Source organism: Streptomyces sp. NPDC048606, assembly GCF_040650855.1.
In the GTDB taxonomy this organism is placed as follows: Bacteria; Actinomycetota; Actinomycetes; order Streptomycetales; family Streptomycetaceae; genus Streptomyces.
The window spans coordinates 17,688-37,430 of the sequence record NZ_JBEZIB010000014.1 but is presented as its reverse complement, the minus strand read 5'-3'; the positions used below and the strand labels follow the sequence as shown (position 1 = coordinate 37,430).

Below are 19,743 nucleotides of genomic sequence, written 5' to 3'. Positions count from 1 at the left end.
CCGGGTCACCCCCTAGGGGACGGTCGGTACCTGCGGCTGAGGTCGCTCTTACGCCGAACCGGGCACACTGGGTGGTATGCAGACCGGCGTTCCCCCTTCGACGGCCCCCCGGCGGCGCTCGCCCGCCCGTACCTTCATCCCCCTGGCGGTCGCCGCCTGGCTGATCCTGGAGATCTGGCTGCTCGGCCTCGTCGCGGACGCCGCGGGCGGGGTCACCGTCGCGGCGCTGCTCGCCGCCGGGCTGGTGCTCGGCGTCGTGGTGATCAAGCGGGCGGGCCGCCGGGCGTTCAAGAACCTGACCGAGAGCTTCCAGCAGGCCCAGGCACAGGCCATGGCCGGACAGGCGCCCACCCCGCAGACCCCCAAGGGCTCGGGCAACGCGACGACGATGCTGGCCGGCCTGCTGCTGATCATGCCCGGGCTGATCTCCGACGCGGCCGGTCTCCTGTTGCTGCTCCCGCCGGTGCGGGCCTTCGTGGGCCGCCGTGCCGAGCGCGTCCTGGAGCGCCGGATGAAGGCCTCCGCCCCCGGTGGCCTCGGTGACGCCTACACGCAGGCGCGGATCCACTTCCCCGACGGGAAGGTGGTCCCGGGCGAGGTGATCAGGGAGGACCGTCCCGCCGGCCCCTCGGACCCGGACATCGGCCACCGCCCGCCGCTGACCCCGTAGGACGAACCCGCGTACGCCCCGTGGCACCGCGAAGAAGCCGAGAAATGCCGAGGGGCCCCGCCACATCGCTGTGGCGGGGCCCCTCGGCTTTTCTCGCGTCCGCTCGCTAGGCGGACTTGCGGCTGTCGCGCGGATGCACGGCGATGTTCATGGCGCCGGAACGCAGGACGGCCAGCCTCTCGGCCAGCACCTCCTCCAGCTCCTCGCGGGTACGCCGCTCCATGAGCATGTCCCAGTGCGTTCGCGCGGGCTTGCCCTTCTTCTCTTCGGGCCCGTCCCCGTCCACCAGGAGTGCCATGGCGCCGCACGCCTTGCACTCCCACTCCGGCGGAATCTCTGCCTCAACCGAGAACGGCATCTCAAATCGATGTCCGTTCTGGCATGCGTACTCCACCGCCTGGCGCGGGGCCAGATCGATGCCGCGGTCCGTCTCGTAGCTGGTAACCACGAGCCGCGTACCGCGGAGAGCTCGCTCACTCATGAATCGTGCCTCCCGGGCTTGTCGCCCACAGGACAGGTGTCGCTGTCGTCGTCATCCGGTCAACGTCCGGTCGGCGGTATAGATTCCCGCTCCGGGTCATGCGTCGCCCGTCGTGCCGCCCCTTGTTGTACCCACCAGTGCCCGTTTTGTCACATCTGGCAGCAGATGTCACCCAACGTCCATGCATCTTCACCGCGCAGTAACGGTCCGCCTGGCAGGCCAAAGGCGTACACTACCGGCCCTTCGCTTCAACGTCGAAATTCGTTCGGAATTCGTTCGCGGGTCCGGTTCGGACGGGCCGGCCGGACCTGCCTCGGGCGCGCCGTTCAGACGCGCTCGGGAACAGGATTGCCCGCCGCCTCCACCGCGCGCCGCACCGGCACCCGGGCGAGGAGCACGAAACCCAGTGCGAAGAAGACCACCAGCGAGATGATCGCGTCCCGGTAGCTGCCCGTCAGCTGGTACGTCAGGCCGAACACCAGCGGACCCACCCAGCTCAACCCCCGGTCGCTCATCTCGTACGCGGAGAAGTACTCGGCCTCCTTGCCCGCCGGCACCAGGTGCGAGAACAGGGACCGCGACAGCGCCTGGCTGCCGCCCAGGACGAGCCCGATCATCGCCGCCAGCGCGAAGAACCACATCGGGGTCCGGGCCGGCAGGAAGTAGCCCGCGCCCAGCGTCAGCGTCCACGCGGCGAGGGATCCGAGGATCGTGCGCTTCGCCCCGTACGAGCGGGCCAGACGGCCCATCGTCAGGGCCCCCACGACCGCCAGGACCTGGACCAGCAGCACCGCCACGATCAGGGTGGACTGCTCCAGCTCCAGCTCCTCGGAGCCGTAGATCGAGGCCTGCGAGATCACGGTCTGGACGCCGTCGTTGTAGATCAGGTACGCCAGCAGGAACGACAGGGTGAGCGGATAGCGCCGCATGTCCTTCAGCGTCGCGATCAGCTGCCGCCAGCCGCTGACGGCCGGGGCCCCGCCCGCCTCCCCCCGCACCACGGCCCGGTCGCGCAGACGGCGCAGCGGGACGAGGGTGAACGCGCCCCACCACAGTCCGGCCGAGGCCAGGCAGATCCGCACCGCCGTCCCCTCCGAGAGGCCGAACGACTCGTGACCCTGGAAGAGCACCAGGTTCAGCACCAGCACCAGGGCGCCGGAGGTGTAGCCGAAGGCCCACCCCCGCGAGGAGACCGTGTCCCGCTCGTCGGGCGTGGAGATCTGCGGCAGGTAGGCGTTGTAGAGCACCATCGAGACCGCGAGCGAGGCGTTCGCCACGATCAGCAGCAGCCCGCCCAGCAGGTAGCGGTCGCCGTCCAGGAAGAACATGCCGGCCGTCGCCGCCGCGCCGGTGTAGGCCGCGACGGCCAGCAGCGGCTTCTTGCGCCCCGTCCGGTCGGCCGCAGCCCCGGCCAGCGGCATGATCAGCACGGCCACGATCACCGAGACCGACACCGAGTAGGCGAAGAAGGACCCGGCCCGCACCGGGATGCCCAGCGGGTGGACGTAGCCCTCGGCGTCGGCGGCGGCCTTGGCGATCGCCGTCAGGTACGGGCCGAGGAACACCGTCAGCACGCTCGTCGAATAGACCGAGCACGCGAAGTCGTAGAAGTACCAGCCGTGCTGTTCGCGCCGGCGCGCGGCGGCGGCCGCGCCGTCCCCCGCCCCGGATTCCGCCTCTGTTTCCGTCCGCTCACTCACGAGCGCCCCCTCGCTGGTCCCCGTACCCGCCCCGGCCCCGGCACCGGGCACGGCCGCCCGCGGGCCGTCAGGCCCAGGCGCCGCGCCGGTCCAGGACCGAGCGCAGGATGTCGATCCGGTCGGTCATGATGCCATCGACCCCCAGGTCGAGCAGCGATTCCATGCGTTCCGGTTCGTTCACGGTCCAGACGTGCACCTGGAGTCCCCGCTCGTGCGCGGTGCGTACGAAGCGCCGGTCGACCACCCGGATCCCCGCCTGCGTCTCCGGCACCTGCGCCGCCACCGCGCCCACGCGCAGCGCCGCCGGGATCGCGTACGAACGCAGCCGCAGCCCGACCACCCCGCGCACCCCGTACGAGGTCGCCAGGCGCGGTCCGGCGATCCGCTGCGCCCGCGCCACCCGGCCCTCCGAGAAGGAGCCCACGCAGACCCGGTCCCAGACCCCGGCCCGCGCGATCAGGTTCACCAGCGGGTACAGGGCCGACTCGTCCTTGACGTCGACGTTCCAGCGGGCCTCGGGGAACTCCTCCAGCAGCTCCTCGAAGAGCGGCAGCGGCTCCGTCCCGCCCACCCGCGCCTCGCGCACCCGACTCCAGGGCAGCTCGCGGATCCGGCCCGCCCCGTCCGTCACCCGGTCCAGGGTCGCGTCGTGGAAGGCGACCAGCTTCCCGTCGGCCGTCGCGTGCACGTCGGTCTCGAAGTAGCGGTAACCGGCGTCGGCCGCCCGACGGAAGGCGGCGGAGGTGTTCTCCAGCCCGTCCGCGGCCCCGCCCCGGTGGGCGAAGGGGATCGGGGCCGGGTGGTCCAGATACGGGTGGCGAAGGCGTACGTGTGTCACGGCGGCAGTATGCCCCCTGGACCGGCTGGGATGTGAGCGCCCACATGACCGCCGGGTGAACGCGCGCGCCCGGGGGCGCCCGCGACCCCGCCGGTCGCGCCGCGCCCCCTTCCGGCGCCCCGACACCCCCGCCCTGGCCCCGTGGACCCCACCGTGACACCCTGGGCCCGCGGAACCAATCCAATACCGGCCCCGGAGCCCGCTGCCGAGGCCAATCCGACGAAGGTGGACCGGACGTCATGGCTCAGTGGACCTCGGCGGTCGGTGCCGCACAGCTCGCCCGCCTGATCACCTCACAGCAGGAACGGCCCGGAGCGCCCGGCGCCCGCAAGCCCCCCGCCTACCGCACCCTCGCCGACGGCATCCGCCTGCTCGTCCTCGAAGGCCGCGTCCCCGTCGCCGCCCGCCTGCCCGCCGAACGCGAACTCGCCGTGGCGCTCTCCCTCAGCCGCACCACCGTCGCCGCCGCCTACGAGGCCCTGCGCGGCGAGGGCTTCCTCGAATCGCGCCGGGGCGCCGGCAGCTGGACCTCCGTACCGGCCGGCAATCCGCTCCCGGCCCGCGGGCTGGAACCCCTGCCGCCGGAATCCCTCGGCTCGATGATCGACCTCGGCTGCGCCGCCCTCCCGGCCCCCGAACCCTGGCTCACCAAGGCCGTCCAGGGCGCGCTGGAGGAACTGCCGCCCTACGCGCACACCCACGGCGACTACCCGGCCGGCCTGCCCGCCCTGCGCCGCATGCTCGCCGACCGCTACACCGAGCGCGGCATCCCGACCATGCCCGAACAGATCATGGTCACCACCGGTGCCATGGGCGCCATAGACGCCATCTGCAGCCTCTTCGCCGGCCGGGGCGAGCGCATCGCCGTCGAATCCCCCTCCTACGCCAACATCCTCCAGCTGATGCGCGCCGCCGGGGTCCGCCTCGTCCCCGTGGCCATGGGGGAGGGCCTGGAGGGCTGGGACATGGACGTGTGGCGCCAGGTCCTGCGCGACGCCGCGCCGCGCCTGGCCTACGTCGTCGCCGACTTCCACAACCCCACCGGCGCCCTCGCCTCCGAGGACCAGCGCCGCGCCATGGTCGAGGCCGCCCGCTCCGCGGGCACCGTGCTGATCGCCGACGAGACCATGGCCGAGCTCCAGCTCGATCCCGACCTCGTCATGCCCCGCCCCGTCTGCTCCTTCGACCCGGCCGGTTCCACCGTGATCACCGTCGGGTCCGCCAGCAAGGCCTTTTGGGCCGGGATGCGGATCGGCTGGGTCCGCGCCGCCCCCGACGTCATCCGCAGCCTCGTCGCCGCCCGCGCCTACGCCGACCTCGGCACCCCCGTCCTCGAACAGCTCGCGGTGAACTGGCTGATGCGGAGCGGGGGCTGGCAGGAGGCCGTCGGGATCCGCCGCGAGCAGGCCCGGGAGAACCGCGACGCCCTGGTCGCGGCGGTGCGCCGGGAGCTGCCGGACTGGGGGTTCGAGGTCCCGCTCGGCGGGCTCACCCTGTGGGCCCGGGCGGGCGGGCTGTCCGGGTCCCGGCTCGCCGAGGTGGGGGAGCGGGTCGGCGTCCGCGTCCCCTCGGGTCCCCGCTTCGGGGTGGACGGCGCCTTCGAGGGGTACGTGCGGCTGCCGTTCACCGTCGGCGGGCCCGTGGCCGAGGAGGCCGCGGCCCGACTGGCGGCGGCGGCCCGGCTGGTGTCCACCGGCGCGGGCGGCGGCGGGGCGGAGCCGCCCCGCACCTTCGTGGCGTAGAGCGACGGCCTACGGGGCCTCCGCCGCGACCTCCGGCGTCTGCGCGGTGTCCGGCTCGGGGACCCGGCCGGCGGGCGCGGCCACGTGCCGGGCCCGGAGCACCTGGTAGGGGCGGTCCGGGACCGCGCGGTCCGCGTCGTCCCCCGGGGTCGGGGCCTGCCGTTCGGGCAGCAGGTCCAGCACCGCCTGGCGGTGGTCCGGGTGGGCGCCGTCGTCGTACGGGTCCGGGGTCGCCGGCACCTGGAGCCGGTGCACGGGGCCGGTGCCGAGCCGGGCGTAGCCGCGCCCCGGCGCCGGCTGCACGGGCGGGGTGGTGTGCGGGGGCAGCCCCAGCACGTCGGTGATCTGCCCGGCGGAGGCCTGCCCGAGCACGACGCGGGCGCGCGTGTGCTGCCAGACGGCGTCGTGCAGCAGCTCCAGGTGGTCGAACTGCTCGGCCACCACCACCGTGACCGACGCCGCCCGGCCGTGCCGCAACGGCACCTGGAGCCGCTCCAGCGGGTCGGGCCGGCCCTCCGACGCCGCCAGGTGCGCGAGGACCCCGGCCCGGTCCAGCAGCAGCCACAGCGGGCGCCTGGTGTCCTCCGGGGCGGGCCGGCCGGCCTCGCGCGCCCGGTGGGTGGCGATCAGCCGCCGTTCGGTCTCGCGCGCCGCCCACTCCAGCGTCGCCTGCGCGCCGACGGTCCCGCACTCGACGGCGAGCACCCCGGCGCGGCCGGCCAGGCAGGCGTACTCGCCGCTCGCCCCGCCCTCGACGATCAACACGTCGCCGCCCTGCCCCAGCGCCTGGAGGGCGAGGGAGCGCAGCAGGGTGGAGGTGCCGCCGCCGGGCTGCCCCACGGCCAGCAGGTGCGGTTCGGTGGAACGGGGCCCGGTGCGCCAGATCACCGGCGGCATGTCGCGCCGCTCGTCCCCCTCCACGACCGGCAGGGTCCGCCGCACGCCCGTGGCGTCGGTGAACCCGAGGACGCTCTCGCCCGGCGAGGTCACGAACGGCTGCGCGCCGACCCCGGTGGGCAGCGCCGCGAGGACGCGCAGGTCGAGCTGGTTGCCCTCCTCGTCCCACTCGAAGAGGTACTCGCGACCGCGCCCCGACTTGGCGTGCAGCAGGGCCTCGATGCGGGCCCGCGAGCCCGCCTCGCCGTCGGTGAAGTACGCCGGGTAGCGGATGCGCAGCCGGGTGACGCGGCCCGCCTCGTCGAAGGCGTAGTCGCCGAAGGCCTGTTCCCAGTCCCCGCCGTGCGCGAAGAGCGGGTTCGGGTCCTCGGGGATGGAGAAGTACGGCACGAGCGCCTCGTAGAGGGACCCGAGCCGCTCGGTCTCGGCGTCGCCGGGCCCGGTCTTCACCGGGGTGCGGTCGCGGCCGTGCCAGGCCGCCGCCGCCATCAGGGTGATCAGGGCGATCAGGGGTCCGTAGGGCACGAGCCCGACGGCCAGGGCGCAGGCGGCGCCGAGGAAGAGCGCGGGGCCGCGCTTGTCCTTGGGCGTCTGCGCCCATCTGCGCCGCCCCGTGCCGGCCAGGACGCGCAGTCCGCGTCCGATGACCAGCAGGGGATGGAGGACGTCCGTGGCGTTGTCGGCGGCCGTGCGAGCGAGGTCGCGGCCCCGGGTGAGCGACGCGGTGCCGCTGCTGAGGATGCGGGGGAGGGGGCGCCGGGCCACGGTCGTCTCCTGGAGTTGTGGTGGTGCGGACGGTGGGGTCGGATGCCCGGACGGGCTCGGGTGCCCGGACGGGCGGCCGGGCCGCTAGAGCTTGATCCCGCCGAGGAGGCTCGCGAGGCTCGCCGTACTCGCGGTGATGCTCGGGGCGATGGCGGAACCGGCGAGGAAGAAACCGAACAACGCGCACACGAAGGCGTGCGTCAGCTTCATCCCGTCCTTCTTGAAGAACAGGAAGCAGATGATGCCGAGCAGGACGACACCTGAGATGGACAGGACCATGGGACGTTCTCCTGGTGAGTAGTGGCTCCTGGTGGGTGGGGACGGTCACCATCAGTACTTCCAGGCTCACAGGAAGTATCAATGCGATAAAAGGTGCATACGGGTGAATCCCGAAGTTTTTCACTTGACCGGCCCAGTTCCACTGGCGCGCCCGACGCCCCGGGTGTGGGCCCGACCGGCGCGCCGGCCGCGCCCGGCATCCTTGCTCCGGGTCACTCCCGTCACGCCGCCGACCGGGCGCTACCCTGGCGATTCACCCGTACGGACGTGACGCCGTACGCCCCCGCGCCCTCGTGGCCTGGGGAAACTCTTGCCGGCACGCAGCGAGTGAAAGGCGGTACGCCCGATGACCGAGCACCAGGACGCCACCGGAGCGCCCGACGCCCCCGACGAGGACGTCATCGAACTGGCGACCAAGATCTTCGACCTCGCCCGACAGGGCGAGACCGAGACGCTGACCGCCTACCTCGACGCCGGCGTCCCCGCGAACCTCACCAACGACCGCGGCGACACCCTCGTCATGCTCGCCGCCTACCACGGCCACGCGGCCACCGTCACGGCCCTGCTCGCCCGCGGCGCCGAGGCCGACCGCGCCAACGACCGGGGCCAGACCCCGCTCGCCGGCGCCGTCTTCAAGGGGCAGGAGGGGGTCATCCGCGCCCTGCTCGCCGGCGGCGCCGACCCGACGGCCGGCACCCCCTCCGCCGTCGACACCGCCCGCATGTTCGCCAAGGCCGACCTGCTGGAACTCTTCGGAGCCGAGTAATCCGCTTCAGACCCGGGCCACACCGGGCCAAGACCGGCCCGTGAGCTCACGGCTTGGTCACGGCGGCCTTAAATGTGGTCGCGGCGCACAAACCGCCTGGGTCATCATGGCGTCGGATTCGATTCGTGAACATGACGGACGGGCAGGAGCGGGCTGGACACACCAGGTGTCCACCCACCCGCACCCGCCACACCGGCCGCCCTGGCCGCGAAGCACCGACGAGAGTGAGAAGGCAATGGTCTACATCGAGCGGAACACGACGGCGAACGTCCTCACATGCTGTTACGCGGCCCTGTGAATTCCGATTCCCGGTTGCGTCCCCAGCTTGATATGAGGCCATTCCCATGTTCGAACCAGTCATAGCGCCAAGCGGCACCCTGCTCGGGCTCCTCCAGCGGGGTCGCGGCGACGGCACGCTGCACGCCCTCGCGGCCCCCCGGCCGCAGGCCCTGGAGGCCCTGGACCAGTGCGTGCTCCGCGACCCGCGTCAGGACTGGCAGGTCGAGAACCGCTCCCTGTACTACGCCCGTCTCTACCTGGACCTCGACGGCCCCCTCGGCCAGATCGAGAGCCACCTCTTCAGCGCCGACGACCTCGTCGACGAGGAGGACCACCGCACGGGTCTCGCCCTGTCCGTCCTGGGACACCTGGCCTCGTACGGCCGTGACGACGCGCTCATGCTGCTGCGCCGCTACGCCGCCTCCGGCGCCAACTGGGCCTGGGCCCTCGACGAGCTCGCCCTGCGCGACGACGACGAGGGACTGCGCTCCCTCGCCGCACCCGTCCTCGCCCGCTTCCCCGCCACGGCGGAGGGCGAGGCGCGGCTGGCCGCCGCGATCCGCGACGCCTACGAGCCCCGGCCGTGGTCCCTGTGGGAGCAGTCGCCCCGCTACGGCGAGCGCCTGCGCGCCGCCCGACAGCAGGGCTCCTTCGACCGCTGGCAGCGACAGCTCACCCCGAGCGGCCCCCGCCCCGGCTGGGGCGTCCAGGCCGTCTTCGACTGGGCCGCCGACGGCCTGCGCCGCGGCACCCCGCTGCACGTGCCCGCCGCGCGCTGCCTCGCCGCCGTCGCCGCCCCCGAGGACCGCCCCGCCGTCCTCGCGGCCGCCGCGGGCGCCGCCGGCGAGGCCGCCCGCGCCACCGCCCTGCACCACCTGGTCGTCGCCGAGCCCGACAACCCGGCCGTCCTCGACCTCATCGAGGCCGCCGGGGACGAGCCCGCCGTCGCCGCCTACGAGCGCATGTGCGGCCCCGCCGCCGTCGAACGGGCCCGCCTGTGGGTCCACCGGCCCGACGCCCTCGGAGCGGCCGCCGCGGCCCTCCTGGCGGCACGCGGCGACGCCGAGGACGCCGCGCTCGTCCTGGGAGCCCTCCGCTCCACCGTGCGCGGCGCGGGCCCCGACAGCCTGCGCCTCTTCGCCCTCGTCGACGGCGCGGGCCGGCTCTCCATCGGCTGCGCCGCACCCGTGCTGCGCCACGTCTACCGCGAGACGTCCTCCTCGCACCTGCGCGGCCGCGTCGCCCGCGCCCTGGCCGCCACGGACCCGTCCTTCGCGGCCGGCTTCGCCGTCGAATGCCTGTGGGACTGCGAGGAGACCACCCGGGAGGTGGCCGCCCGCCACGCCGAGACGGCCGACGCCCGCGTCGCCCCGCGCCTGCGCCGCCTCGCGGCGGACCCGGCGGAGGAGGAGGACGTCCAGTCGGCGGTCCGCAGCAGGATCACCCCGGAGTCGGCGGTGTAGCACCCCCGTCGGGGCCACGGCCCTCCACCCCGGTGGTCCCGCCCCGCGCGGGACGGGACCACCGAACCCACCCAGCCGCCCCCGACCGGACCCTAGCGCCGGCGCACGAAGCGGATCGGGGTGCCCGGGCGGGCCTGGGCGGCGGCGTCCAGGGCCGGGCCCGGGGGGACCACGCCGACCACCGGGTAGCCGCCCGTCACGGGGTGGTCCGCCAGGAACACCACCGGCATCCCGTCCGGGGGGACCTGCACCGCGCCCAGGACCATGCCCTCGCTCGGCAGCTCGCCGCCCCGGGCCCGCTCCAGCGGCGGTCCCGCCTCCGTGCGCAGGCCGATGCGGTTGGACGCCGCCGCCACCCGGTAGCGCGCCGACAGCAGCCGCGCGAGCGAAGCCCCCGTGAACCAGTCGGCCCGCGGCCCCGGGCGCAGCGGGAGCACCAGCTCCGTCGGGGGCCCCGGCAGCCGCGGGGTGTCCGCCCCGGCGACCGGGTCCGGGCCGGGCGGGCCCACCGGCAGCACCGTGCCCGCCCGGAGCGGCGGCGGCCCCAGCCCGGAGAGCAGGTCCGTCGCGCGGCTGCCCAGCACCGGCGGCACGGCGAACCCGCCCCGCACCGCCACGTACGCCCGCACCCCCGACTCGGCCCGGCCCACGTCCAGCTCCGCCCCCGCCGCCAGCCGCACCGGCGCACCCCAGGCCACCGGGCGCCCGTCGATCCGTACGGGACACGGAGCGCCCGTCACCGCCACCGTCACCGGGGCCGGCGCGCGCAGCCGCACCCCGTCCAGGGTGGTCTCCAGCGTGGCGGCGCCGACGGGATTGCCCAGGAGCCGGTTGGCCAGCGCGTGCGCGGCCGTGTCGAGGGCGCCGGAGCGGGGGACGCCCAGGTGCGCGTACCCGGGGCGGCCGGGGTCCTGGAGGGTGGTCAGCGCCCCGGGGCGCACCACCAGCAGCCCGCTCACGGGCCCACCCGCGTGAACCGCACCCGTACCCCGGGCGCGAACAGGGCGGCCGGTTCCCGCGCCGGGTCCCAGAGCACGGCGTCGGTGGTGCCGACGAGCTGCCAGCCGCCGGGGGAGGAGCGGGGGTAGACCCCGGCGTACTCCCCGGCCAGGGCCAGCGAGCCCGCCGGCACGGCCGTACGGGGCGTGGCGCGGCGGGGCAGGCGCAGGTGTGCGGGGAGTCCCGTCAGGTAGCCGAAGCCGGGGGCGAACCCGCAGAACGCCACCCGGAAGACGATGTCGCCGATCAGGTCCGCCACCTCCGGCGCGGCGACCCCCCACGCGCGGGCGACGCCCTCCAGGTCGGGCCCGTCGTAGCGCACGGGGACGGTGACGAGCGGCCCCTCGGTCTCCGCCAGCGCCGGCACCCGCCAGCGCGGGATCCGGGCCGCCAGCGCCTCCGGCTCCCGTACGCCGTCCAGCAGCACGGTCCGGGCGGCCGGGACGAGTTCCCGTACGCCGCCCAGTTCGCCCGCGTCGCGCCGGCGCAGCAGCTCGGCGTGGAGGGCGGCCACCTCCGCCGCCGAATCCACCTCGATCAGCAGCCCCTCGGTGCCCACCGGCAACACCCGCATCCGCATCCCCGTCCCCTCGCCCCGTTCCCGCGGGCCGTCACCCCCGCCCGCGTCCCCGACCGCGCTCACGCGAAGGCCTCCACCCGCACCCCGGCCCCGCCGAGCGCCTCCCGGACCCGGCGGGCCAGCACAGCCGCCCCCGGGGTGTCCCCGTGCAGGCACAGCGAGCGGGCCGCGACGGGGATCCGGCTCCCGTCGGCCGCCGTCACCGTCCGCCCGGCGGCCATGGACAGCGCCCGCGCGACCACCTCGTCCGGGTCGTGCACCACGGCCCCCGGCTCCCCGCGCGGGACGAGCGTGCCGGCGGGCGTGTAGGCCCGGTCCGCGAAGGCCTCCGCGACCGGCTCCCACCCGGCCCCGGCGACGGCCTCCAGCAGCAGCGACCCGGGCAGGCCGAGCACCGGCAGCCCGCGCTCCCCGGCGGCGAGCCGGATCCCGGCCACCACCGCGCCCGCCTGGGCGGCGTCGTGCACCGTGCGGTTGTAGAGCGCTCCGTGCGGTTTCACGTAGGACACCCGCGAGCCGGCCGCCCGCGCGAACACCTCCAGGGCCCCGATCTGGTAGGCCACCTCGTCCGCCAGCTCACCGGCCGGCACGTCCATCGCGCGGCGCCCGAAGCCCGCCAGGTCGCGGTAGGAGACCTGCGCCCCGATCCGCACCCCCCGCCCGGCGGCCAGCTCGCAGACCCGACGCATGATCGACGGATCGCCCGCGTGGAAGCCGCAGGCCACGTTGGCGCTGGTGACGACCGACAGCAGGGCCTCGTCGTCCGTCAGCGTCCACCGGCCGAAGCCCTCGCCCAGATCGGCGTTGAGGTCGATCGCGACCGCGGAAGGTGTGATCATGGAAGCCATGCGGCGAGCGTAGAGCAGGGCGCGCGAACGTCGCCCCGCACGGGCCCCGCGCGCCCCGACCGCCCGGGGACGATCCGGCCGAACCATGCCGTTTGGGTTGTTGTCCGATCCACCGCCTACTCTTTCCGTCGTGACTCTCCCAGCCCCGGCGAAGACCCTCCCCTCCCCGGCGCCGGGCCCGGCCGCCGACGAGGGCCTGGCCCGGCGGCTGCGCGCCCTCGCCTGCACCGCCCCGCTGCACGACCTCGACGTACGCAAGGCCAATCTGGCCGGCGAGTACGGGGTCTACGCCATGGCGGAGGTCGCGCTGTCCGCGATCGACCTCGTCACGCTGAACATGGACTTCGACACCGGCGCGGACCACGAGCAGATAGTGGCCAGGCTGCTGCCGCGCGTCGCCGCGCAGGCGCCCTCCCGCCCGACGGCCGAGCACGAGCGGGTCGCCCGCTGGGTGCTGGAGAACCTGATCAACGTCGGCAGCGTGGACCGGGGATTCCGCGCGATCTACGGCACCTTCGGCCCCGACGGCGTGTACGTGCGCCGCGACTACGACTTCAAGCTGATCGAGGAGGTCCCGGGGTACGGCGGCGCCGTCTACCTGCGCACCACCGACGAGGCGGTCAACGTGCTCGTCGGCGCCCTCGACACGGACGTCACCAGCGCCCAGATCGCCGCCGAGGTCAAGCTGGAGGTCCTGATCAGCCGCGGCCGGCTGGCCGACGCGCAGCTCGCCGCCGAGCAGGCGCGCTACCGCACCGTGCAGTACGCGGAGACCCTGCGCCGCACCCTCGACGCCACGCGGCGCAACGTCCGCGCCGTGGACTGGCTCCAGGCCGTCCCGGACATGATCGCGGAAGCCCTCGACCACGTGGCCGACCGCTACCGGCACGAGAACGCGATCCTCACCAACATCCGCAAGGCCCGCGACGAGGCCGAGGACCCCGACAACAAGCGGCGGGCCGCCGAACTCGTCGACATCGTCAAGGACTGCATCCGCCGGCACACCCAGCTCCAGTCCCGGCTGCTGGACGCGGGCCCGCTCTTCCGCGCCGAGCAGGACCGGCAGGCCTTCGCGGCGCCCGCCCCCCGCTCCGGGATCGACCTGTACGGGCAACTGGTCGCGCCCCTGCTTCCGCTGCCCCTCGAAGCGGCGGTCCGCGTCACCGACGCCTTCTTCGCGGCGGGCACCGGCCTGCGCTCCCCCGTCTCGGTACGGGTCGCGGACCTGGTGGAGATCCTGCTGACCCCGCCGCTGGAGCGGGAGCACCTGGGCGTGGAGATGCCCGAGCCCGACCTGATCGCCACCCCGGACGACAGCCGCTTCAGCGAGGAGCAGCTCGCCGCCGCGACGACCCTCCTGGACCTCCCGCACGACGCCCCGCGCCGGCTGTCCGGCCTCCTCGCGCAGGCCCGCCGCTCCGACCCTGACCTGCCCTACCTGGTGGCGCTCCTGGCCGTGCACGCGGCGAGCCCGGCGGTGGGGACGGCGTACCGGCAGGGCGAGGAGCGGCTGCTGTTCGCGGTCGACGACGGGACCCCGCTCCAGGACCCGGAGTTCGGCGGCGCCGACCTGATCGTCGGCACGGCCCTCCTGGACGCCGCCGGCATGGCGGCGGCCCGCTCGGAGGCCACGTGACCCCGCCGTCCGGCCCGGCCCCCGGGCCCGCCGCCGGGGCGGAGCGGACTCCCGGCGCCGCCGCGTCGCGAGCCGCCGCCCCCGGGGCCGACGTACCGTCCGGCCCGCCCGCCGCACCCCCCGCACCCGTACCGCACCGCACCGCCGAGGAGACGTACCCGTGAGCGACCACGCCGAGCACCCCGCGTGGAGCGAGCCCGACGCGCCGTCGGGCCCCGTGGCGCCCGCCCCCGCCGCGGCCGTCACCCCCGCCGACGCCGCCGACGCGGCCCGCCTGGTCTCCTTCGGGCTCCAGCCCAAGCTGCTGCCCGCCCGCGACGCCGAGTACGCCGAACTGCTGCGCCGCTACCGCGAGGAACCCGCCTTCGGCCGGCTCGCCGACGCCGTGGCCACCGGCCTCGGCCTCGTCGTGCTGGAGGTCTCCCCGCGCGCCGGGATGGCCGTCGCCGCCGGCGAGGACTCCGTCTTCGCCGTCCGCATGGGCGACTACGCCCGCCGCACCGCCGCCGACGGCGGCGACCGCTTCCTCCACGGCCTCGCCCACCTCGCCGTCGCCGCCCTCGCCTTCCCCCGCCCCGAGGACCTCGCCGACGACGGCTACATCGGCCGCGTCACCGTCAACGGCGTCGACTCCTTCGTCCGGCAGACCTGCCGCCGCCTGGAGGAGCGCGCCGAGGAACTCGGCGAGAACACCGACCCGGCCTCCGACGCCCCCGGCCTGGAGGCCGCCTGGCGCGTCTACGCCCGCCGCAGCGCCACCGGCGCCACCAAGGACGCCCGCCGCCTCGCCGGCTCCACCACGGGCATCGTCGGCAAGGCCGCCGCCTTCCTCACCGAGTCCGGGTTCCTCCAGCGCACCGGCGACGAGTCGGGCGGCACCTACCGCACCACCCCCCGCTACCAGCTCCAGGTCCGCGACATGGCGGGCAGCGCGGCCATGGCCGAACTCCTGGAACTCGGCGTGGTCCCCGTCAGCGACGGCTCCGCCACCCTCCTGCCGCCGCCCGAGGGCGACGACCTGGAGCTCGCCGCCGACGCCGGCCTGCCGTTCCACGCCTGAGCCGGCGCCCTTCCGCACCACCCCCGACACACCGCGAACACCGAGAAGCAACGAGAGTCCGCCGCCATGTACGAGCTGTCCCGGATCCGCCTCTACTCCATCGGGCCCGCCGGCGCACGCTACGCCGACACCGTGCTCGACCTGCGCGGAGTCGGTGAGCCGGTGCCCCACCCGGCGCCCACCCAGGCGGAGTTCTTCGAGGACGAGCCCACCGGCCCGCCCCGGCGCCCCGCGCCCGCGGGCGTGCTCTTCCTGGAGAACGGCGGCGGCAAGTCCGTCCTCCTCAAGCTGATCTTCTCGGTGATGCTCCCCGGCCACCGCAACACCCTCGGCGGCGCCAGCTCCGGCGTCCTGCGCAAGTTCCTGCTCGCCGACGACTGCGGCCACGTCGCCCTGGAGTGGCAGCACACCCAGACCGGCGAGTGCGTCGTCGTCGGCAAGGTCAGCGAATGGCGCGGCCGACAGGTCTCCAACGACCCCCGCAAGTTCGCCGAGGCCTGGTACTCCTTCCGCCCCGGCCCCGGTCTGAGCCTGGACAGCCTGCCGGTCGCCGAGGCCACCTCCGTACGCCCGCCCGTCGAGGGCGCCTCCGGCGCCCAGGGCCGCCGCCGCACCATGAAGGGCTTCCGCGACGCCCTCACCGACGCCGGCAAGGCCTACCCGCACCTGGAGGTGTACTTCGAGGAGATCCACGACCGCTGGAACGAACACCTCACCGAACTCGGCCTCGACCCCGAGCTCTTCCGCTACCAGCGGGAGATGAACGCCGACGAGGGCGAGGCCGCCGGCCTGTTCGCGGTGAAGAAGGACTCCGACTTCACCGACCTGCTGCTGCGCGCCGTCACCGACACCCGCGACACCGACGGGCTCGCCGACCTCGTCCACGGCTTCGGCAACAAGCTCGGCCGGCGCGCCGAGCTGATGGCCGAACGCGACTTCACCGCGGGCTCCGTGGACCTCCTCACCCGCATCGTCGAGGCCGCCGAGACCCGCTCCCGGCTGCGCGACGTCCACGCCGGCGCCGAACGCCGCACCCGCACCCTCGCCCGCCGGCTGTCCGCACGCGCCGCCGAGGAACGCGGCCGCGCCGCCGACCTCGCCCAGCGGGTCACCGGCGCCGCCCACGAGGTCACCGCCGCCGAATCGCAGCGCACCCGCAGCGCCGCCGTCTCCGCCGAACTGGCCTACCGGCACGCTTCGCTGGCCCTGACCGTCGCGGACAAGGCAGCCGCCGCCCAGCGCCGCGAACTCCTCGAAGCGCGCACCCTGCACGCCGCCTGGCAGGCCGCCGAGACCGTACTGCGCCACCGCGCCGCCGCCGACCGCTCCGCCCGCGTCGCCGCCGCGATCCTGGAGGCCGAACGGGACGCCGCGCCCGCGCTCGCCGCGCGCGCCACGGCCGCCGGCGCCCTCGTACGGGCCCTGCACACCGCCGCCGAACTGGGCGAGCGGGCCGCGCACGAGGAGGAGGAGCGTTCCGCCGAGCTCCAGTCCGTCGGCGAGAGCGCCCACCGCGACGCCACCGCCGCCGCGACCGCCGCCCAGCGCGCCCGCAGCGAGGCCGAGCACCTGCGCGCCCGCCTCGTCGAGGTCGAGCAGGAGACCGCCGAGGCCGTCCGCGCCGGATGGCTCGACGACACCGCCCCCGACGCCGACCCGGCCCGCGCCGCCCTCGCCGCCAGTGACGCCGAGAAGACCGCCGTGGCCGCCTGGGACGCCTCCCGCGAGGTCGCCCGCACCGCGACCGAGGCGGCCCGCGAGGCCGCCTCCGCGGAATCCCGCGCCGAACTCACCGCCGCACGGGCCGCCGACGCCGCCGACGCCGCGGAGGCCGCCCACGCGGCGGAGTACCGTACCGCCGCCTCCCTCGCCGCCTCCCCGCGCCTGGCCGAACTGCTGGGCCTGCCGGCGGTGCCCCCGGCGCCCGGCGCGGCCGACGCCGCCGTACCCGGCCCGCGCGCCGAGGAGCCCGCCGCGAGCGCCCCCGACGGGCTGAGCGCCGAGGACCTCGACCGGGGCGCCGACGAGCTGCGCACCCTGCTCACCGACAACGTCGCCGCCGCCGAACGCCAGTTGTTCGACCTGCGCACCGCCGCCGCCGACGACGCCCGCATCCTCGGTGCCCTCGGCGACGGCGGCCTCCTGCCGCCCGGCCCCGACGTCCTCGCCACCGTCGAACACCTCGGCGAACACGGCATCCCGGCCCTGCCCGGCTGGCGCTACCTCGCCCAGTCCGTGGATCCCGCCGACCACGCCGCCGTCCTCGCCGCCCGCCCCGAACTCGTCGACGGCGTCGTCATCACCGACCCCGACACCCACGCCCGGGCCCGCGAGGTCCTCTCCGCGGCCGCCCTGCTGCCCCGCTCCACCGTCGCGGTGGGCACCGCCGCCGCCCTGCTGGCGCCGGCCCCGCCCGCCCACGGCGATCCCGCCGCCTCCGACGTCTTCATCGTCTCGCCGAACCCGGCCATGCACGACGAGGGCGCCGCCGACGAGGAACGCCGCGCCCTGCGCGCCCGCGCGAGCGCCCGCGACACCGAGATCCGCGAGCTGGCCGCCCGCCTGTCCGGCGACCGCGAACTGTCCGCACGCCTCGCCTCCTGGCGCACCGGCTGCCCGCCCGGCCGACTCGCCGAGCTCGCCCGGCACGCCGAGGCCGCCCGCGCCTTCGCCGCCGAGACCGACGCCGAACTCGCCGAGGCCCGTACCGTCCGCGCCGAGGCCGACGAGGCCGCCGCCGACGCCGGCCGCGTACGCGACGAGCGCCAGGACACCGCCCAGCGCGCCCGCCGCGCCGCCGACGCCCTCGCCGGGCTCGCCCACCGCCTGCGCGAGCGCGCCGGTTGGCAGGCCCGCGTCCGGGAGCTCGTCGAGGAGGCCGCCGAGTCCGAGGCCCGCGCCGAGGTCTGCCTCGACCGGGCCCGCGCCGCCGACGAGGACCGGCGCGCCGCCCAGCGCGCCGCCGACGACGCCCACCGCACGGCCCGCGCCCTGCGCGCCGAACGCGCCGAGATCGCCGGCGCCCCCGAGGCCCTCCCGGAGGACGACACCGCCCCCAGGGCCCCGCTGCCCGACCTCCGCGAGGCCTACCGCGCCGCCTCCCGCCTCTACGAGAAGGTCGGCGTCGGCGCCGACCTGCGCGCCGAACAGGCCCGCGCCGAGAGCGACGAGAGCGCCGCCCTCGCCGAACTCGACCGCCTCACCAACAAGGTCCGCACCCGCGCCGCCCAGCTCCTCGAAGGCACCGACGGCGCCGACGGCCCCTCCCGGCAGGCCGCGGCCGCCCGCGCCGAGGCCCTCGTCCAGATGCTGGAGTCGCGGGCCTCCACCGCCAGCGAGCAGCTCGGCCGGCTGCGCGGCGAGGCCGAACGCCTCGCCCCCACCGACGGCGGGGCCCACACCGAGCTGCCCGAGGAGCTCGTCCCGACGGACGTGGAACAGGCCCAGGGCCTGCTGCGCACCGCCACCGCCCAGCTCGCCGCGCACTCCGCCGCCGTGGAATCGGCCCGGGCCGCCCACGCGGACCTGCTGCGGGCCCACCGCGCCGCCGAGGACGGCGCGGGCGGCTTCGACGAGACCGCGGCCCTCCTGCGGGACCTGCTGCGCGACCACACCCACCCCGACGACGAGCAGGAGCCCGCGGCCCACCCGGGCACCCTGGAGGAGGCCCGGCAGTCCGCCGCCGAGGCCCGCCGCTCCCTGCGCTCCTGCGCCGGCGACCTGTCGGCCGCCGAGGCCGCCGTCCGCGAGGCGAGCGACGTCCTCGTCCGCCACGCCAACGCCAACCGCTACGAGCAGGTGCGCACGCCCGCGCGCCAGCAGATCCGCGAACTGCCCGCCTCGGCCCTGCCCGAGCACGCGGCGGCCTGGGCGGCGGCCTTCGCGCCCCGGCTGCGGGTCCTCACCGACGAGCTGGCCCAGCTGGAGCGCAACCGCGACAGCATCGTCGACCGGCTGCGCGGCCTCGTCGAATCGGCGCTGGCCACCCTGCGGTCCGCCCAGCGCCTCTCCCAGCTGCCCGAAGGACTGGGGGAGTGGTCGGGTCAGGAGTTCCTGCGGATCCGCTTCGAGGAACCCGACCAGGCCACCTTGACCGAACGGCTCGGCGAGGTCATCGACGAGGCCACGCGCTCGGCCGTCAAGAAGAACAGCACCGCCTCCTTCGGCGAGGGCCGACGCGACGGCATGTCCCTGCTGCTGCGCGGGGTGCAGGCCGCCCTCGAACCCAAGGGGATCTCGGTGGAGATCCTCAAGCCCGACGCCGTGCTGCGCGCCGAACGCGTCCCCGTCGGCCAGATGGGCGACGTGTTCTCCGGCGGCCAGCTGCTCACCGCCGCCATCGCCCTCTACTGCACGATGGCGGCGCTGCGCAGCAACGACCGGGGCCGGGACAAGCACCGGCACGCGGGCACGCTCTTCCTGGACAACCCGATCGGCCGCGCGAACGCCACGTACCTGCTGGAGCTCCAGCGGGCCGTCTCGGACGCGCTCGGCGTCCAGCTCCTCTACACGACGGGCCTCTTCGACACCACCGCCCTGGCGGAGTTCCCGCTGGTCATCCGGCTGCGCAACGACGCGGACCTGAGGGCGGGCCTGAAGTACATCAGCGTGGAGGAGCACCTGCGCCCGGGCCTGCCGCAGCAGTCCCCGGAATCGGAGCCGATCCACGGGGAGATCACGGCGACCCGCATGTTCCGCCGCTCCTGACCCGGGCGCTCCCGGCCGCCCGCCCCGTCCCGC

Annotated in this window: 15 protein-coding genes; 7 read left to right on the top strand and 8 right to left on the bottom strand. The window is 75.6% G+C overall.

What is annotated here, in order from left to right; translation table 11 throughout:
* Positions 1-76 precede the first annotated feature (76 nt).
* Positions 77-670: an FxsA family membrane protein gene (gene fxsA / locus AB0D01_RS17420; RefSeq protein WP_363056047.1), complete on the top strand. Its 594-nt coding sequence runs from the start codon at positions 77-79 to the stop codon at positions 668-670.
* 106 nt (positions 671-776) lie between these two features.
* Here the strand turns inward: fxsA and AB0D01_RS17415 are convergent, their stop codons facing one another.
* The 3 genes from AB0D01_RS17415 to AB0D01_RS17405 form a co-directional block, all read right to left on the bottom strand.
* Complete coding sequence (locus AB0D01_RS17415) at positions 777-1,151, bottom strand: RNA polymerase-binding protein RbpA (protein ID WP_007262928.1); 375 nt, start codon at positions 1,149-1,151, stop codon at positions 777-779.
* Between the two features lie 326 nt (positions 1,152-1,477).
* Positions 1,478-2,851 carry an MFS transporter gene (locus AB0D01_RS17410; protein WP_363056046.1) on the bottom strand — a complete coding sequence of 458 codons (1,374 nt, stop codon included), beginning with the start codon at positions 2,849-2,851 and terminating at the stop codon, positions 1,478-1,480.
* Positions 2,852-2,918: 67 nt separating this feature from the next.
* Complete coding sequence (locus AB0D01_RS17405; protein WP_363056045.1) at positions 2,919-3,689, bottom strand: glycerophosphodiester phosphodiesterase; 771 nt, start codon at positions 3,687-3,689, stop codon at positions 2,919-2,921.
* A 239-nt stretch (positions 3,690-3,928) separates the two neighbouring features.
* Between AB0D01_RS17405 and AB0D01_RS17400 the strand changes: the two genes are divergently transcribed.
* On the top strand, positions 3,929-5,431 hold the full coding sequence (locus AB0D01_RS17400) for a PLP-dependent aminotransferase family protein (RefSeq protein WP_363056044.1): 1,503 nt from the start codon (positions 3,929-3,931) through the stop codon (positions 5,429-5,431).
* A gap of 9 nt (positions 5,432-5,440) precedes the next feature.
* On the opposite strand, the gene AB0D01_RS17395 is transcribed toward AB0D01_RS17400, so the two are convergent.
* Positions 5,441-7,093, bottom strand: coding sequence for a hypothetical protein (locus tag AB0D01_RS17395; RefSeq protein WP_363056043.1), 1,653 nt, complete (start codon positions 7,091-7,093; stop codon positions 5,441-5,443).
* An 84-nt stretch (positions 7,094-7,177) separates the two neighbouring features.
* The gene (locus tag AB0D01_RS17390) at positions 7,178-7,372 is read right to left on the bottom strand and encodes a hypothetical protein (protein WP_007262923.1); all 195 of its coding nucleotides are present in this window, start codon (positions 7,370-7,372) and stop codon (positions 7,178-7,180) included.
* 346 nt (positions 7,373-7,718) lie between these two features.
* On the opposite strand from AB0D01_RS17390, the gene AB0D01_RS17385 reads away from it, so the two are divergent.
* A complete protein-coding gene (locus AB0D01_RS17385; protein WP_363056042.1) occupies positions 7,719-8,138 on the top strand; it encodes an ankyrin repeat domain-containing protein in 420 nt (139 codons plus the stop codon).
* Positions 8,139-8,482: 344 nt separating this feature from the next.
* Positions 8,483-9,880, top strand: a complete 1,398-nt coding sequence (locus AB0D01_RS17380) for a HEAT repeat domain-containing protein (RefSeq protein WP_363056041.1) — start codon at positions 8,483-8,485, stop codon at positions 9,878-9,880.
* Between the two features lie 92 nt (positions 9,881-9,972).
* Here AB0D01_RS17380 and AB0D01_RS17375 read toward each other — a convergent pair whose 3' ends face one another.
* The 3 genes from AB0D01_RS17375 to AB0D01_RS17365 all read right to left on the bottom strand — a co-directional run bounded on the left by AB0D01_RS17375 (position 9,973) and on the right by AB0D01_RS17365 (position 12,307).
* Complete coding sequence (locus AB0D01_RS17375) at positions 9,973-10,839, bottom strand: biotin-dependent carboxyltransferase family protein (RefSeq protein WP_363056040.1); 867 nt, start codon at positions 10,837-10,839, stop codon at positions 9,973-9,975.
* Complete coding sequence (locus tag AB0D01_RS17370) at positions 10,836-11,453, bottom strand: allophanate hydrolase subunit 1 (RefSeq protein WP_363056245.1); 618 nt, start codon at positions 11,451-11,453, stop codon at positions 10,836-10,838. Before AB0D01_RS17370 ends, AB0D01_RS17375 begins: the two co-directional genes overlap by 4 nt.
* A gap of 65 nt (positions 11,454-11,518) precedes the next feature.
* Complete coding sequence (locus AB0D01_RS17365) at positions 11,519-12,307, bottom strand: 5-oxoprolinase subunit PxpA (RefSeq protein WP_363056039.1); 789 nt, start codon at positions 12,305-12,307, stop codon at positions 11,519-11,521.
* Positions 12,308-12,392: 85 nt separating this feature from the next.
* Here AB0D01_RS17365 and AB0D01_RS17360 point away from each other — a divergent pair, with 85 nt between their 5' ends.
* The 3 genes from AB0D01_RS17360 (at position 12,393) to AB0D01_RS17350 (ending at position 19,710) form a co-directional block, all read left to right on the top strand.
* A complete protein-coding gene (locus AB0D01_RS17360) occupies positions 12,393-13,943 on the top strand; it encodes a hypothetical protein (protein WP_363056038.1) in 1,551 nt (516 codons plus the stop codon).
* 160 nt (positions 13,944-14,103) lie between these two features.
* Entirely contained in the window at positions 14,104-15,003 is a 900-nt protein-coding gene (locus AB0D01_RS17355; protein WP_363056037.1) for a hypothetical protein, read from the top strand.
* 66 nt (positions 15,004-15,069) lie between these two features.
* On the top strand, positions 15,070-19,710 hold the full coding sequence (locus tag AB0D01_RS17350) for a hypothetical protein (RefSeq protein ID WP_363056036.1): 4,641 nt from the start codon (positions 15,070-15,072) through the stop codon (positions 19,708-19,710).
* The last annotated feature ends 33 nt before the right edge of the window (positions 19,711-19,743 follow it).